Below are 17,746 nucleotides of genomic sequence, written 5' to 3'. Positions count from 1 at the left end.
TTTATTGGTTTTGATGATGAATTAAAAATTTTGATACTTTGATTGATGTCAGTGATTAAGGTTTAAAATGTTATGATTTATTTAACTCAAACGTATATATAAAAAATCGGGCACAGACCAAAATGATGATCTATGCCCGATTTTAATGATTGATATTTTATAATCTAACTCAACAATTATTTCTTTTTCCAGGGCAACCTGTGTGTTGCACGTCCGATCTCAGTACCGAATCTTACACCTTCTTCACAATCCATTCTGAAGTGTACCCCAAGTGGAACTCTTGACCATGCGTTTTCGAGTCCCATCTCATAAAAGCTGGAGAATGTTCTTGGTACTCCGATAAACTCTGATCTGTTTTTATGACAATTGTCAGTCATGCCGTAATTGTATCCAAAGATATAGCCAAGGGCTTCAGCTCCTGCAGCACCCATAGTGGAGTGTCCTGACGGGTAAGCCGGAAATGATGGTGATATTCCCTTGTCCCCTGTCAGAGGATTGTCAAGAATTGGCTCCCAGCTTGGATCTATGACTCTTTTGATGTATGTTTCCGGTCTTTCGACATTGTAGAAATATTTAGAATGCCAGCAGGCAATACCTGCATCATTAGAAGCAACACCAACTAAAGCTGTCATAAATACTGCCGTCTCAAGATTGCTTTTTTCCAGTTTGAGCACCTGATCACCTATTGCCAAAAATCTTACACCAGGGCTAAATGTCAAATTGACCAGATCATCACTCCAAAACTCACCTACCCATTCCGTCTCATAAGATAATGTTGGTGTGTTTTGAGAATACACTTCTATAGCCTGAGCATAGAGATGTGATTTTGTATTGGCACTGTACGGTATTGGTTTTTTGCAAAGTTTCTGATCATCTTTTAATGAGAAAGTACGGGCATTACCCCAGACACCTCCCATAGGTGCGCCAGGACCAGGAACAGTAGGTCTCCAGTCACCGTCTTTTTTGAATGCTTTTTGCCAGTCATATCTTTGGAAAGGGTCCAGATAGTGATCATGACCCCATGTGTCTGTTTTGGAGTAGTTCCACACGGCATCTGATACTTCTCTACCTCTGTTGACAGATCGGTCAAAAACTTCTTGTGATACCTGACTTTTGTATTCATTTCGGATTCTGTTGGATGTAGAGGCTATCAAATCCAGTTGTTCTTTGGTCGCTTTTCCAAAAAACTTAGGTAACAGGTTTTCATAAGATGCGTTGATCACCAGCGGCCAGCAATATTCTTTATCAGTATCCGCAGCAGGGACATCAAATCCTGACCAGTAATTATCGAACGATTTGAAATCAGGCATACCGGCTACAACTCCTTCATAAGCTGATAAGCCGAGATATGCAACTGCCCTTGGTGCAGGACCTGGTCTGAAACCTGCAGAATATCTTTCGATTTGTAAAAATACTTCATTCCAGTCGTGTACCACATCATTGGGATACTCTGCAACTTTCCTAAACTCAGTTTTACCATCTTCCTGATTGTCTACAGAACAGGAAAATACAAACATTGACAAGGCTATTAAGCAAATAAACTTAAAGTTTTTAAGCAACATGATTGATGTTTTTTAGTTTCGCCTGCAAAATTAACTCCCGTCTAAACTTTTTGAGTAAATTTTGTAATTAGAAAATTATTAGAAATTGGGTCATTGCATCATATCGCATTTTATAAATATATATTTGCTTCTCCTTAAGAGATTTGAAATTTTGAAATTTGAAATGATATTATGAAAATATTGATTGTAGAAGACCAGTACAAAATCCAGCAATCACTTTGTACATGCCTTGAACAGAATGGTTTTAAAGTAGATTGTGCTTCGGATGGCAGTACCGGATATGAAAAAGTTTCGACAACTCTATATGATGTAATAATACTGGATGTCCTATTACCTGGTATCAACGGATTAGACTTGTGTAAAAAAATCCGATTTCAAGGGGTAAGTACTCCCATTTTATTTTTATCTGCGCTGGATTCTGTAGATGATAAAATTATGGGACTTGAAGCCGGAGGAGACGACTATCTCGCAAAACCTTTCTCCCTCGATGAAGTTGTCGCTAGAGTAAAAGCAATGATAAGACGAAACAATCAAACCAAACAAATAGTCAATACCGGCAATCTCGAAATCAATATCGATACCAAAGAGGCATTCAGAAATGGAAAAAATTTAAATCTAACAAAAAAAGAGTTCAGACTGCTGGAATATTTTCTGAATAATCAAGGTAAATTACTTACCAAAAGCGAAATAGCTGAACATGTTTGGGATATCACATTTGATACAGGAACTAATATAGTCGAAGTGTATGTCAATTATCTGAGAAATAAACTCGATAAAGGATATGAGGAGAAACTAATACAAACTAAATTTGGCCTTGGATATATTTTTGGTCAATTGTAATATTACAATAGTATGCAAATACGTGCTAAACTAACACTAACCTATTTTATTATTTCCTTTATTCTGCTGATTTCGTCCTTGTTATTTATATATTATAGCTTCAGGAACTATATCTATACGGAATTCTATGATACATTAAGGTCAAAAGCGCTCATGACGGTGATGATGGTAGAAAAATCCAATCCTGATCTTACGTTTGAAAATGACAATCAATCATCAGAAACTTCCTTATCAGAAACCGAAAACATCATCATTTACGACCTATCCTTCAAGAAATTGTTTTCAATAAACAATAATTTAAATATTGAAAACTTTATCCTTGATAACATCGTAAATAAAAAGGAACTCAAATTTAGCTTAGGAAATGTCAATGCTATAGGTATAAAGCATAATACTTCATTCGGAAAAGATATCATTATAGTTGCGACTGACAAATTTATGTCTGAAGAACTTGCCAGCCTTAGAAATATCATGATTTATACTTCTTTTTTATTTCTGCTTATAATCGCTGTATCAGGGTATTATTTTTCAGGTCAGGCACTAGCCCCTATCAATACAACCATAAGAAATCTTAAAGAAATATTTCCAAACGATCTGTCGAGACGCTTAAATATAAATCAAAAAAATAAAGATGAGATTTCAAGACTTAATATGACCTTCAATGAACTGCTGGACCGGATCGAAGATTCTTTTATCACACAAAAAGGATTTCTGTCTAATATATCACATGAAATTAGGAATCCTTTGGCCTCCATAATTTCAACCATTCAAGTAAAGCTAACTAAAGAAGGTACTGAGGACGAATATCGACAATGTCTTAATTCAGTACTTGATGATGCCAGAGAGATGGAACACACAACACTTCAGCTCATGGAATTGGCCAGACTTACGGACACCGGTAGTAAAATATCATTCAGTTCGCTAAGGTTGGATGAAATGATATGGCAGGCAAAAGCATCAGTAAGAAAAAATAATCCTGAATATAATTTCAAATTTGACACTACAGCGTTCCCGGAAGACAGTGATGCCTTAATCATCAATGGCAATGAAACACTAATAAAAATAGCCTTGTACAATCTTTTGGAAAATGCCTGCAAGTTTTCGCCTGATCATACAGCATCAGTTAAAGTTTTTATTGATGGTTCCAACAAAATATTTATCCAGATAAAAGATACCGCACATATAATCGATGATCATGAAAAAGAATCCATTTTTAAACCCTTTTATAGGAGAAAAATCAGTACCAATGTCAAAGGTACCGGCATAGGACTGACGCTGGTTGCAGGTATATTAAAAGTGCATCATGCCGCTCTTGAAATCACTAATAATGACAACTCCGGCAATTTGTTTACTTTATGTTTTTCAGGGAAAGATATTTCTAATTAATTTCTAATGAGTTGATAATGAAATACTAATTAATTTTGTCGAACAAAATTTGAAGTGACAAGGTATAACATTCATAGGTTACAATTTCATCATCTTGTTTTGCTAATTTTATTAGCTTCTGTCCACTTATTATTTACTTCTTTCAATACATTACCCCAAAATGATATCAACCAACATCGAATCATCGTAGATTGGTACGATTTGTATTTGGAATTGGAAAGCAAAGATCCACTCGCTTATCCTCCCATTTCAGGAGAGCGATTATCTCAACTTGGTATAGCAGGTTACCTCACCCATAATATTGTGGTTGAAAAAAGCCAGGAAGGTGAGATGCTTTTTTTAAACGTATACAACAAACTTTTTTGCCATTTGCTTAAAGAAATATACCATGAAAAAGTATTTAACAGCCATCGTAAAACAGAGGAACTTCAAAATAAAAATACAAGATTTTTAAATCCAACTACAAAAGATGAATTAAAAGCCAAACAATATGTTGAAATTGTTCTGGATTCTCTTCAAAGCATCAAAAAAAGACTTCCAAACAAAGTTGATTTATATTTTGAAAATCCGGCTTTTACAGAAAATAATCTCCAATATCAAAAACCTGAAAAGATATTGCCTGAATGGGGTAGGAAACCAACATGGATCATATCAAGGGAAGATTTTAGGTTAGATCCACCTTATTCAAAAAATATCTCCAAATCAGATGCTATAAAAAAAGACGCCTTATCGGTCTATTCTGTTACTTCCCAACTTTCAAAAGAAGAAAAATGGATTGCTGAATTTTGGAGTGATGATGTGAGAGGCCTTACTTTTTCTCCATTGAGCAGATGGTATGCCGTGGCGAATCAAATCCTAAATTCCGAAAAAATGAGCATAAAGGATATGATCCATATCTACTTTAAGTTAGGAGTGGGTCTTAATGACGCTGCAATCATGACCTGGCACTTTAAGTATCATTATAATATACTGAGACCTTCTGACTATATTGCAAAAAACCTGGATCAAAACTGGAAACCTTTTCATAGTGATCCAAACTTTCCTTCCTATCCTTCCGGCCATGCAGTATTTGGAGCTGTAGCTTCATCCATTTTAGAAACTTATGTTGGCGAAAACTATTATTTTACAGACAACAGCCACGAAAACAGGAGAGAATTCTTAAGTAAAAAAAGATCCTTTCCTTCACTTGATGCAATGGCCAAAGAAAGTGCCTGGTCAAGAATCCTTCTTGGGGTTCATTTTTATGAAGACTGCGATGCCGGGCTGAAATATGGACAGAAAATAGGAAAGTATGTGAGTAAAAACGCTGAAACTGTATTTTTAGCAAAATTCTTTGATCTCAATAGCGACCTGAGTAAAATTAAGGAATTAAACTAATAAGGCACAGTTTATCAATGCCTTTGTGGCACTTGAGTTAAGCCACCAAGTCTATCAGCGGCTGTACTCAAGCATGTAAAAACCAGTTGATAATTATTCCTCAATGATCTGAGCCATTTCACCTGGCTTCCTGCTGGCTTTTTCCATCAATGCTACACATTCTTTTTTATGAGGATCATCGGCTAGTATTTTACTTCGGGCTATCAATGATTTATAATTGGATTTTGCTTTATATTCGCTGTTCCTTAGCAGCAATCCAAATTCTGCTACTGCAAATGACCACTTCACAGATGGACTCAAATCATCTTCAGGAGTCAACTCTGCCACAATCACCTGCTCCATTTTTTTGGATACATCGCCTAAATTTTCTTTGTATCTCGACTTGATGGTTGCTAATTCTTTATGATTGGATCCCGGCACAGTATTCTTAGTATACTTCAAAGGATCTATTGAACCTGCTACATTTGATTTACTTTCCTTGGGGACGATTTCATAGATGACAGTGACGATATGACCTGCTCCCAACTCACCCGCATCCTTGGTATCGTCATTAAAGTCGGCATTGGCCAGTTGTCTGTTTTCATAGCCTACTACTCTGTAAGATTTGACAAAATTGGGATTGAACTCGATCTGAATCTTCACATCATTGGCTATGGAGTACATCGTACTTCCATATTCATGCATGAGACTTTTTTTAGCTTCTTCGATATTATCAATGTAAAAGTGATTGCCGTTTCCTGCTTTGGACAGTTCCTGCATTTTACTTTCCTGATAGTTGCCCATACCATAGCCCAGGATAGAAAGGTAGATACCTGTCTTTCTTTTTTCCTCTATCAATCTTACCAGGTCTCCTTCACTGCTCACTCCTACATTGAAGTCGCCGTCTGTGGCTAAGATCACTCTGTTGTTTCCTTCGGAAATAAAATACTTCTTTCCCAACTGATATGCTCTTTGAATTCCTGCTGCTCCGGCCGTGGACCCACCGGATTGTAATTCGTCGAGTATTCCATAAAGTGTTTCTTTATCACTTCCTTTGACTCCTTCAGCGACGACCCTTTCATGCCCGGCATAGGTCACTACGGAGACTACATCTTTTTCGCTGAGCTGATTGATCAGGAGTTTGAACGACTCCAGAACCAATGGAAGCTTATTACTACTCTGCATACTACCGGAGATATCAATGAGGAATACCATATTGCTGGCAGCAAGGTTTTTTCGATCCAGTTCTTTGGCTTTCATGGCCACATGTAGGAGTTTATGATCCTGATTCCATGGACAGTCGGCATAAGTAGTGTACATTTTAAATGGTATATTTTCATTGTTTGAAGGACATTTATAGTCATAGTGAAAGTAATTGATCATTTCTTCTACTCTTACAGCATCTTTTGGTGGCATAGAGCCTTGGTTCAGAAATCTTCTGATATTGCTGTAAGAAGCACGATCTACATCGATGGACATGGTGGAAAGAGGCTCGTCTTTGGTACTTTTGAAAGGATTATCATTGAAGTGTTTGTAGTTTTCGGGGCTGCTCATGTCGGAAGTACTTATAAATGGTGCAGAGTTTTGATAAGAAGGTTTTTCTCCTTTTAACTTGTTGAAAACTGTTTTAAAGAAAGAATTCTTTGCTGATCCGACCACCACTACATCTTCCATAAGGAGCCAGCTTTTCATTACAATGTTCATGTCTTTTGTAAAATCCGGTGTAATTATTTGGGAATTAAAACCCACATAAGCCACTTGAATCTGTTTCTTAGGGTTGAGTAGGGTGAGAGAAAACTTTCCATCAATATCTGTCACAGTTCCGTTTTGAGTACCCAATTCAGTAACATTAGCACCGATTAAAGGTGTTCCGGATTCGTCAGTGACTACACCTTTCACAACATGTGAAGTTGCAGAGAAGCAATACAAAATGGCGAGAGAAAGTACACTGATGAATATTTTTAAATTTTTCATGGTAAAAGGTTTAAAAAGTTATGTAATTTCGTAGGGACGTACGTCTTGTTATTATTACATAAAACATTTTTAACTTTTTTATGTCCAATCTGAAATATAGGTGGCAAAATAAAAATCCTGAGTGGTCTGATGAAAGACTCATAACGGCCTATATTTCTACTGAAAATGCTGCTTATGTCGGAGAATTATTCTACAGGTACTCAGATATGATTTTCGGATTGTGTCTCAAACACCTCAAAAATGTCCAGGAAAGTGAAGATGCTTCATATGAGTTGTTTGAACTTCTGATTTCCAAATTGAAAACCCAGCAAATCCTGATATTCAAACCGTGGCTTTACAGGACTGCCAGTAACTTTTGTATTGATAAACTCAGAAAAAGTAAAACAAATATCATTATTTCACTTGAAGACAGGTTTGAAAATGCCCGGGATTCAATGGACATCAGTGTTGATATTTCAGAAAGAGAAGCTTTGCTGGCAAGAATTGATCACTGCCTCAACCAACTCAATGATGATCAAAAAGTATGTATTGATTTATTTTATTTTCAGGAAAAATCCTATCAGGATATAGCACAACAGTTGAACATCTCATGGTCGACCACCAGATCTTATATCCAGAATGGCAAAAGGAATCTTAAAATTTGTATGGAAAAACATGGTAACTGAAGCATATAAAAGAGAGTTGCTCCGCAAATTGGTAGAAGGTACTATCAATCCATCCGAATATCGGCAATTGGAATTGACAGCAATGGATGATCCATTTCTTTTTGAAGCATTGGAAGGTTTTGCTTTAAATAAGGGAAATGATTTTACAAAAAGTATGGCAAACATTCATCAAAATGTCGATCAATATCTCAATAAAAAGAAACGAAATAAACCGGCGAAACTCTATATTGCTGCTGCTGTCGTAGCCGGTATTGTTTTCACTAGTATTATCGTACTCAATATATCAAAAAAGGAAAATAGTATCTTAAGCAAAGAAACAGTCGCAGTCGGTCCTGATAATTACGATTACATGACAAACACTGACACCAATTTATCCATGTCAGAAAATGTCATATCAAATAACTATGAAAAAGAACAGAAGTCACCTGTTGGTCAGGCAATAAATAACTATTCCAAAAGCGGAATTGATTATGAATTGGAAAATAAATCAACGCAAAAAACAGTATCTTCTTTTGTTAAAGATGATATAGCAGGTGTTAATCCATTGCCAAAAATAAGTATTCCGGACTCAGCTGATGCGCTTGCAGCAATAAATACAGTAGTTCAGAGCCCAAAAACGACTTTTTATGTTCAGCCGTCCACTGAAACAATGAGCGGTGTTTCAGAAAACAATTTTCAGCTACAGCCCCAAGTTACTAAAAGGATAATATCAGGTGTAGTTACAGATACCCATGGAGAGCCATTGATCGGGGCAAATGTCAAAGCAGGAAACTCCGGAACCATTACAGATATAGAAGGAAATTTCGTACTGGAAATCACCAACAGGGATCAATTGCTTAAAGTGAATTTTGTTGGATATGAAGCCAATGAGATAGCGCTTGAACAAAATGTGGAAAAATACAATGTATCACTCAAAGATGGACTTGTATTGGATGAAGTAGTGGTATTAGGTTACAAAACAGGTGCAGAACGAAAAAACATGGCCTTAAGTAGCTCCTCAATTACTTCAAACAAAAAAACCAAAATCAAAGACAAGGAAGCAGACTGGAAAAAATTTGATGCAACTGTCTATTCTGACATCAAAAAGGGACTTCAGAAAATGAAGTATTCTGATAGTTTTACGGCAACTGTCGTTTACAAAATCAATGAGAAAAATCAGGTGACTGAAATTCTGATAGAAAACACCACAGATTCCGGGCTGGATGAGTCAGTTTTGAAAATATTGAACAAAACGAGGAAGAAAATACCTCCTACAACCAAGATTGTTTATAGGTTAGAAGTCAGGATAAATGAATAATTGAAACCCTGCTTTTTCCACGGATCAATACTCGACAAATACTTCCGTGCGTCGGTTGAAAGCATGATCAGTTTCCTTGCATGGAACTTTGTCTGTACATTTGTTTCTGAGTTTGGTTTCACCCCATCCTCTTATTTTGATTCTGTCAGATGTCACCCCAAGATTTACAAGATATGACCTTGCAGCTTCTGCTCTGCTGATAGATAGCTGCAAGTTATAAGGACCTGCCCCTCGACTATCAGTATGTGATTCCAGTCGGATTTTCATCTCAGGTTTGGACAACATTGCACTTGCTAATGCATCTAATTCCAAAGCAGCCCCACTTTTAATACTACTGCTGTTGTAATCATAAAATATTTGATCAAAAACAATACTTTTTCCAGGTTCAACGGGTATGTTGATAGTAGCATTTTTTTGAATATTTAAAGTATCCACAGGTGTTTCATCGACCAAGTCAGATGTTGGCTCAATGACTATATTAAAATCATCACCAAACAGATCATAATCAAAAATCAGTGACAAGTTCCCGTATCCATCAGCCAAGGCAGAGATCAGATATTTTTGACCTTTATTTGCCAAAAAATGTACAGTCCCATCCTTTTCAGCGATGGTATTTTGAATAATAGTTCCTTTTTTTGGAGTAAGCTTGAGTACGATATCTCCCGGATTTCTCCCGGACAACATATCGACATTATAGCTCGAAAGCGCAAAATCATTGATATCAATTTCCAGCGGAGTTACCGAAAACTTAACATTTGGTACTGCTTCCAGTGATAATTTGTCCAGAATGTGTGCTGTGACTTTAAGTGGCTTTTTTTCTTCCGGACCAAATAGAGGAATGTCTGTTTCAAATCTATAAATATCATCTTTCCCAGACCCTCCGGGGCGATTGCTCGCAAAATATCCAGATTTCATATTTTCTCTGACGATCATACCCAGATCATCATATGTTGAATTAAAAGGAGCTGGTAATAATTCTGAACTTGTCCACGATCCGCTGTTAAGCTCTGAAACATACAAATCAAGACCACCCATGCCATTTGACCTTGGAGAAGAAAATATCAGGATGGAATTATTTAATAAAAAAGGAAAAACTTCATGAGACGAAGTATTGATCCGAGGACCCAGATTTATGATACCTGTCCACTCTTGTCCATCGTAGTAAGTCATATACAAATCATAACCGCCAAATCCTCCAGGCATATTGGAAGCAAAAATCATTGTTTTGCCATCAGGTGTCAGAGTAGGGTGACAAACAGAATATTTTCCTGTAACGATGTTTAATGGTTTTACTTCAGGATTTGCTACATTAAAATCAGCTTCCATGATACGTAGATATGTAGTATCCGTCTCTACATTTTTTACAATTCTTTTTTCTTTAAGTGACCTTGTGAAGTAAAGTTTGTTCAGATTGATATCATACCCCATCGGGCCTTCGTGCAATTCAGAGTTATATTTCTTATTCAGTGGTTTAGGTGAAGTTAATGAATTATCAGAATTGACATCGGCAAGGCTCAACTCAAAAAAAGCTTCATTGATTTCTTTGTCAAAAAGTTTTGATTTTGTGGTTGTATAGACCAATCCGATTTTATCCCCAATGAAAGCAGGAGAAGTTTCTAAATTTGCAGTATTGATTTGTTTTTCATTGATGATACGAGCACTTTTCACAGCATTTTTATTGACCATTTCACCTTGAGCCAATAGTACATTATTGCTATGCACACATAAGTACAAAAAGATAAACAATAGGATATTTGACCGATGCTTCATTAAAAATATCTGGGATTTACTATGATTGTTTTAATTTTTCTTGGTATCAGATTGTAGGACATGATCACTTCAAGACTTCCCGTGTCTATTGTCCTTAATTTTGACATGGGAATATCGTACGCTACTCCCAACATCATTCTTTCAGAAATCTGTAAGCCGGCTATCACATCTATGGATTCGCCCAGATCACCTGTATTGCCACCTGTCCTGTATGTAAGCCCTAAAGAATACTTATCCTTCCATGTGCTGCTGACATTCAGATCAAGATTCCATGGACTGAATTCTGCCATTCTGAACATCAGTTGAGGAGTAAGGCGAACATCATTGTTGAGTATAAAAGTACCACCGGTCATTAATAAAAGGTGCCTCACTTCTGTCGAAAAGAGATTATTGGCATCAAAGTCAAGGTCGGTCCTGATCATTCGGGGCAATGAAGCGCCGAGATAAAATTTATTGGTGTTGAAATATACTCCAAAACCTGCATTCAAAAGATTTCTCGTCTGTTGGGTTGCAGGTATTGACGGATCAAGCTGTATATCCTGAATAGCAAATAATCTGCTGTCAGTATAGTCCTGAACAAATTTTCGGCCTGAAACATTCATACCCATACTTAAGGTGCCTTCGCCAAGAAAAAACTTATACGCATACATCATTTCATAGGTTAGTTTTTCTGTTATACCAAGTGATTGCCTTTCAATATTAAACCCAATTCCTATCCTGTTTGCAATACGAGGCAGATTGACCGAGAAAGTTTGGGCTTTGGGTGCACCCGGAAACCCACTCCATTGGTCCCGGTAAATAAGTGTACCGGACAGATAGGTTTCATTTCCGGCATATGCGGCATTCAATCCCATCTTGTTGTACATAAATTGGGTGTACATCTGTTGTTGCTGTGCGGATAAAAGAACACACACAGTGGAAAATATCATGATGTTAATATATACTCTGATGGTCATCGCTGCAAGATTAAAAAGCCATTTAAAGGTTTTTTACCATCACCTACGTCAATGATATAGAAGTATGTGCCCACAGGCAGACTTGCGCCGCTAAAAGTGCCTTCCCAATCATTTTTGTATGGATTGGCATAGAAAACTTCTGTTCCCCATTCATTGAATATATATACTTTGGAGTTTGGAAATCGGCCGGTATCAAGACATGGAATGACAAACTGATCATTGATACCGTCACTATTAGGTGTAAAGATAGTAGGAGCCTTACACGTTATGTTTTCATCAAATTCTATACTTACAGTAGCCTCAGAACAGAGTTCATCACAAAAATCAGCACAAACTTTATACTTAAATGTCAGAGGTCTCAAGAACCTCTGATCTGGTGTAAATTCAATCATTCTGTTTTTTATATCCACCTTGCCATGCTGCGGTTGAGTTACACTTCTGATTGCGTTTTGGCTATTGAGCAGATCATTTTGCATGACATTGAGTAGTTGCTTTTCGCCATAAACCAATCTGTAAGTATCATCTTTTAATACCGGCATCGAATCCACAGTAATAAATACAGTATCCCTGCTGAAATCCGGGCATCCGTTGATGCTGTATGACAGAGATATTAAGTTTATTCCTTTTTGAAAACCAGATACAAGTGGTGAGACTGCATTTCTATCAGAAAATATTATACCCGGAGTAAGGGCAGTCCATCCTATATTTACTAATGGTGGTCCCGAAAGTGAGACAAGCTTTATACTTTCTCCTGGACAAGTCTTTATATTATCTTCCACTGTCCGGGCAACAATATCAGGTGGTTGGTTGACCGTAATATTGAGTGTATCTGAAGACCTGGAATTACAACCGGATCTGATCGTTTCAAGTGTATATTTGCCCGAATTGATAGAAGATGCCGAAGCGATAGTCAATACCGGTTCTATGGTATTAAACTTACCGAGAGGGGTGTTCCATATAAATCCTTCAACAATTCCGGTATTGGAAGCCTGCAATCTGATAGTATCTTTGGTACAATAAACTAATGGAGAAATAACTGTTGGTTTTGATGGAATGACATTAAACAGCACTTTGGTTTCCAGTTTATTGGATGGGCATTTACCATTTAATATCACCAATTGGTACATACCGGTGTCTTTTGCGCTGAGATTAGTAATGACAGGGTTTCTCAAAGCAGAGGTATATCCATTGGGTCCGCTCCATTGGAATGTATAGGTATCTGAATTTGGAAAAACTGAAGGTGTAAATCTGATTTGATCGGAAGCTACCATACAAGGTTTTGAATCATTACTTAAAGCAGTGATTTCTGGTACACTTATCAGTTTTACATTTGTTGATGCATTGTTTTGACATCCGGTAGGAGTGGTGATGACCACTGAATAGTCTCCGGGTACGCCTGGTACTTTCGGATCAAAAACGTCGGGAATGCTGGATATAGGACCTCTCCATTTATATGATGCATTTGGAACAAATGTTGCCTGGAGTTGGACACTATCACCCATACATACCGGACCGCTATTAATGGCGCCAACCTCAAGACTATTATCGATTGCTACAAATTTTGTCAAAGAAACTACAGACCGGCAATTGCCCTTGGTGGCTACTACTGTCCATGATCCCTGCAACGCTGACTGAGCATTGTTTACTATTAGGCTATTTTCCTGTGTCGTTGTGAATAAGGTGCCGTTTTTGTACCATTCGTATTTTTCAGTATTGGAAGTTGATGCAGCTACCATTGAAAAAATTGCCCCTTCGCAAAAGATATCTGCTGAAATAATGGTCGGTTGTGGTGGCTTTTCAAGCACAATTACCCTGGTAGTAATAGTATCAGATATACAATTTCCATTAGCAGCTAAGAGCCTGTACTCTCCGGCATTGGCTGATGATGTGTTTTTTATAATCTCCGGATTGAGACTTATACCCTGATATCCTGCAGGACCACGCCATGTATAAGTCAGTGCCGGATTCCCTTTTGCACAGAGTACAAGGTCATTGCCTTCACACAATGAAATAAAACTATTGCACAATTCAGGTTTGGGTATAGGTTTTACTTCAGCTTTGAGCAAGGATGATGGATTGGAACTGCAATCCGGACCTTTTGCAATAATATAGTAAAAATGTACACCATCAGTTGGTTTTAATATCAATTCAGGGACATTTGTTTTTTTGATAAGGACACCTGTAGGAAAGATACCTTCATACCACAAATATTCTATACCTCCACTGTATGATGTAGAGGTCAAAATAATTTCTTCTCCTGAACAGACTTCTTTTACATTGGAGGTTAGATCCGGTTTGATGAGTGGCTTTATATTTACAGTGAGAGATGCGGTGGTAGTACAATTATTAAAACCCTTAACCGTAAGGATATAAACACCATTGAAGGATTCATCCGGATTTGGAATATGAGGATTTTCTACAAAAAAATCTTTGCTGCCCGGGCCATCCCACTGGAATGAATATGTGCCGGAGATAGATGCAGGAGGTACATTGGAAAATAGTTTAAGCGTATCACTGGTACAGAGGCCTGCTGAAAATGTAGGTTTAATTTCTGCCACTTTCACTTTTATGACAGATATACATGAATCCACATTTCCATACTCATCTTCTACAATTAATTTGACATTGACATCACTTCCTGCCGATGTACAATCCAAAGCTGCGGGAATTGTGGTTTTCTTTTTAATCTTACAATTATCTGTACTACCATTGTCTATGATTTCCGGATCGATGATGTAAGATACCAAACCTGAAGGGTGCATATCTACAACTATATTTTTGCATTTGGCTATCGGTCTTTCATTGTCTTTTACCTCAATGCTAAAACTACAACCTGCATTATTCTCCGAGTTGTCTTTGGTTTGCAACAAAACCTGGTTCACACCGGCATTTAAAATGAGATTATATAAATCTGCACCTTTTGGTATTTCAACCTCAGATATACTGGTGGCCCCTGAGACAGATAATGAAAATGAGGCATCGGAATACTTCAAGGTAGCCGAAAGTCTGCTTATTTTGTCTGTTGTTTGGCCCGCAGAGAGGTCAATGCAGGGATTTATGCCATCTCCATCATTTTTTGGAATGGCCAAAAACGTGATTTGCTTATTTTGAATCCAGCTGTTAAACAGATTTTTATTGATTTCAAATCTGCTTATCGAGGTTCCACATACATTGGGTTCATTTGTAAGTCTGGTATTGCCTATGAGGGCACCTCCTGGTCCAAAAACGTCAAAATACTCTCCGGAACTATTATTATCTCCAGTAAACTCTACTTCAAGGACTACAGGTACATTGATATGTTTGACAGGAAATACATCTGCAAAAACGATTTCTTTACTTCTTGCCTCAAACTTCATTTTATTTTCATTATATATAAAAGAAAGGAGGGAAGCATCAGATGATACAGGTGAAATCTTGTTGTATTGGTGTAGTCCTCCACAGTTTTCAGTAACTGAAAAATTTATTGGCAATGGGATAGTATCTGTACATTGCCCGATTGAAAGACCCGTGATAATATTATCCGGACATTTTAAGACAGGTTTTACGGCATCCCTGACTATGACTGGGACGGAACACTCAGCTTTGTTATTGGCACAATCTCTGAAAATAAATAAAACTTTGTGATCTCCTTTTTCAAAGGTACTTTTAATTTGAGTTTCAGTGGTAAGAGGAATTTCCTGTCCGCCATTAATTTGATATGATCTTCTGATTGTATTAACAATATCGATATCAAATGAAACAGATACATCAATCGTGCTATTTGAACATAAATTATTGATAGACAGTGATGGAAAACCCGACACCATATTTGGTACAAATTTAAGTTCGATAAAACCATCCTGAATCCATGAAAAAAGCTTGTCTTTATTTACGGTAAGTTCAAAATCCACATTGGAACATTCATCCTTTCCAAATGGTGATCTTCCAAGACTTACACCATCTTCTCCGATGACATTAAAATATTCTGTTACGTCTCCAATGTCAAAATTCCTAAGTTTGATACTAAATTTTCCATCACTCAACGGTGCAGCGAGGGTAGGATTAAATGTACCAATTTTGGCAACAAGGGTGGGCACTATGACTTCATTTCCTTTGGGACCAGTGACCGGTACAGTTGTTTTTCTTACTAAAGGTGTCACTGACTCAATACAATTGTCCGTAGCAGTAGGGATGTTTAATGTAATTTCAGTCTGACAAATATTTTCTGACACTGAGACAGTGATAGGTTGCGGACAGCTATCAATCACGGGATGGATAGTATCATCAATACCAAATACTGCAGAAGTCAAAGCTGCATTTCCACATGAGTCATAATAAACAAAGTCAACTTCTAAGAACCTCACAAATTGATTTTGAGTTGAAGGACATTGTTGTTTGGGTATCGAGACCGGCAATTGGCCCGGATAAGTGGCAGGATTATTTATGTTATATGAACCTTTGACAGCGGCAAAAGATTTTAATGGACCGCAAGCTTCAGTGGCCGAAGATCCACCTAATTTTTTTACCCACTCTGCTAGCAGACCTTCTATGTTTTTTTCATCAGTACAAGGATAGCTTTCATTTTTGGCAAACGCAATTATTTCTGGTTTAGCATTATTAAGTATGTTGATGTTTTGTTTGAATACTGTTCTGTTGTGGCAAGTATCAGTTAGTGTATATGTACGCTCAAGCTTATTGACACATCCGGTTGATCTGACCGTATCCGAAAAAACAACTTTCACTTTCGAGCAGTCATCTACAAAGGCAATATATATACTGTCTTTTGATTTGGCAAATTCCAGACAGCCTACAGTAATATCTTTCATGGAATTTACCATTGGACCAATAGTATCCTTCACCGTAATTACTTGGGTATGAGTAGCAGTATTGCCGCATTTGTCTGTTGAAGTCCATGTCCTACTGATGGTATATGAAAAATGCTGGCACGAAGTGCTATCAGGAGATTTTGTTGATGTTTCCTGCAATAAGGCAGTGACTGACCGGTCGCAATCATCATTTACCGTAATACTGGCAGCCGCGGGAATTTTATTGCATGTAGTGAAGGTATCAGATGGCGGATTTAAAAAGTACGGTGCTACATTGTCATTTAAAGTAAAAGTAGTGGTACCCGGTGTTGCTGATTCATTACCACACTCATCAGCCGCTATCCATGATATATTCATTGTCCAGTTACATATTCCATTCGGTAGCTGAGGATAAGGCCCATTGTCTATTGATCCGCCCCCGGTTTGGATGATGGTGTTGGAAGAAGTAATGCTGAAATTGAAATTTTTCCAGGTGATGCTGTTGGAACAAAGATCAGAAGCTGTATAACCTCCTTTATTTTTTATCCATGCTATCAGTGTATCCCTAACTCCTCTCACACAATTAAAAGTAAGATTGGATACAGTATTGGTAATCCTTGGCCCTTGGGTATCGACTGTAAAAAATGAAGCCATCAATGCAATACCTTTATTACCCGCCTTGTCTTCCGGTGTGAATATCACATCCACCTTTTGTTTATTTCCACAAAGGATATCTAATGAATTGTTGAAAATGGTGATAGATTGCTGCAATGTCAGATTTTGCTTCCAGATGACAGTATCAGAATTGTCGGTAGCTTTTGCTCCTCCGGCATTATTATACCAGGCAGTAAGTTTGGCAATCAGATCCGATGCAGTACCACATTCAAATGAAGTATCCTGTGGCGGAGTGATGATTTGTGGTGCTATGGTATCCTGAGCAAATAAGGCATTTGTCATTATTGAAATAAAGACCAACGCCGTTAACTTCCACCTGGAATTAAATTTTGAATATAATATGATACTTGCTTTTATCATTCCGGATTCTCAGATTTTATTTTTAACAGAAAACGGTATGTTTTCCTAAAAATTATTGAAACAAGTAAATATCTATATGTATCAGACTGCTCAAAAATTGTGGCAAAGATAAACAATAAAA

The 17,746-nt window shown here is 37.3% G+C and carries 10 protein-coding genes; 5 read left to right on the top strand and 5 right to left on the bottom strand.

The window, feature by feature from the left end:
* Positions 1-176 precede the first annotated feature (176 nt).
* Positions 177-1,517: a vanadium-dependent haloperoxidase gene (locus tag IPK35_00600; GenBank protein ID MBK8051797.1), complete on the bottom strand. Its 1,341-nt coding sequence runs from the start codon at positions 1,515-1,517 to the stop codon at positions 177-179.
* Between the two features lie 216 nt (positions 1,518-1,733).
* Here IPK35_00600 and IPK35_00595 point away from each other — a divergent pair, with 216 nt between their 5' ends.
* The 3 genes from IPK35_00595 to IPK35_00585 all read left to right on the top strand — a co-directional run bounded on the left by IPK35_00595 (position 1,734) and on the right by IPK35_00585 (position 5,165).
* Complete coding sequence (locus IPK35_00595) at positions 1,734-2,402, top strand: response regulator transcription factor (GenBank protein MBK8051796.1); 669 nt, start codon at positions 1,734-1,736, stop codon at positions 2,400-2,402.
* A gap of 12 nt (positions 2,403-2,414) precedes the next feature.
* A complete protein-coding gene (locus IPK35_00590; GenBank protein MBK8051795.1) occupies positions 2,415-3,788 on the top strand; it encodes a HAMP domain-containing histidine kinase in 1,374 nt (457 codons plus the stop codon).
* A gap of 99 nt (positions 3,789-3,887) precedes the next feature.
* Positions 3,888-5,165, top strand: coding sequence for a vanadium-dependent haloperoxidase (locus tag IPK35_00585; GenBank protein ID MBK8051794.1), 1,278 nt, complete (start codon positions 3,888-3,890; stop codon positions 5,163-5,165).
* Positions 5,166-5,258: 93 nt separating this feature from the next.
* On the opposite strand, the gene IPK35_00580 is transcribed toward IPK35_00585, so the two are convergent.
* The gene (locus IPK35_00580) at positions 5,259-7,118 is read right to left on the bottom strand and encodes a von Willebrand factor type A domain-containing protein (GenBank protein MBK8051793.1); all 1,860 of its coding nucleotides are present in this window, start codon (positions 7,116-7,118) and stop codon (positions 5,259-5,261) included.
* Positions 7,119-7,198: 80 nt separating this feature from the next.
* Here IPK35_00580 and IPK35_00575 point away from each other — a divergent pair, with 80 nt between their 5' ends.
* Together IPK35_00575 and IPK35_00570 are read left to right on the top strand one after the other, a co-directional pair.
* Positions 7,199-7,783: a sigma-70 family RNA polymerase sigma factor gene (locus IPK35_00575; GenBank protein ID MBK8051792.1), complete on the top strand. Its 585-nt coding sequence runs from the start codon at positions 7,199-7,201 to the stop codon at positions 7,781-7,783.
* Positions 7,773-9,080 carry a carboxypeptidase-like regulatory domain-containing protein gene (locus IPK35_00570; protein MBK8051791.1) on the top strand — a complete coding sequence of 436 codons (1,308 nt, stop codon included), beginning with the start codon at positions 7,773-7,775 and terminating at the stop codon, positions 9,078-9,080. Before IPK35_00575 ends, IPK35_00570 begins: the two co-directional genes overlap by 11 nt.
* 24 nt (positions 9,081-9,104) lie before the next feature.
* Here IPK35_00570 and IPK35_00565 read toward each other — a convergent pair whose 3' ends face one another.
* From IPK35_00565 to IPK35_00555, 3 genes are read right to left on the bottom strand one after another with little or no spacing between them, the layout of a single operon-like run.
* Complete coding sequence (locus tag IPK35_00565; protein MBK8051790.1) at positions 9,105-10,850, bottom strand: OmpA family protein; 1,746 nt, start codon at positions 10,848-10,850, stop codon at positions 9,105-9,107.
* The gene (locus tag IPK35_00560) at positions 10,850-11,806 is read right to left on the bottom strand and encodes a type IX secretion system membrane protein PorP/SprF (GenBank protein ID MBK8051789.1); all 957 of its coding nucleotides are present in this window, start codon (positions 11,804-11,806) and stop codon (positions 10,850-10,852) included. The genes IPK35_00565 and IPK35_00560 overlap by 1 nt, the downstream gene beginning before the upstream one ends.
* Positions 11,803-17,547, bottom strand: coding sequence for a gliding motility-associated C-terminal domain-containing protein (locus tag IPK35_00555; protein MBK8051788.1), 5,745 nt, complete (start codon positions 17,545-17,547; stop codon positions 11,803-11,805). The genes IPK35_00560 and IPK35_00555 overlap by 4 nt, the downstream gene beginning before the upstream one ends.
* Positions 17,548-17,746: the final 199 nt, after the last annotated feature.

The sequence above is a fragment of the Saprospiraceae bacterium genome, assembly GCA_016713025.1.
Classification (GTDB): Bacteria; Bacteroidota; Bacteroidia; order Chitinophagales; family Saprospiraceae; genus OLB9.
The sequence above is the reverse complement of the archived record's forward strand: the minus strand, read 5'-3'. Positions and strand labels throughout refer to the sequence as shown.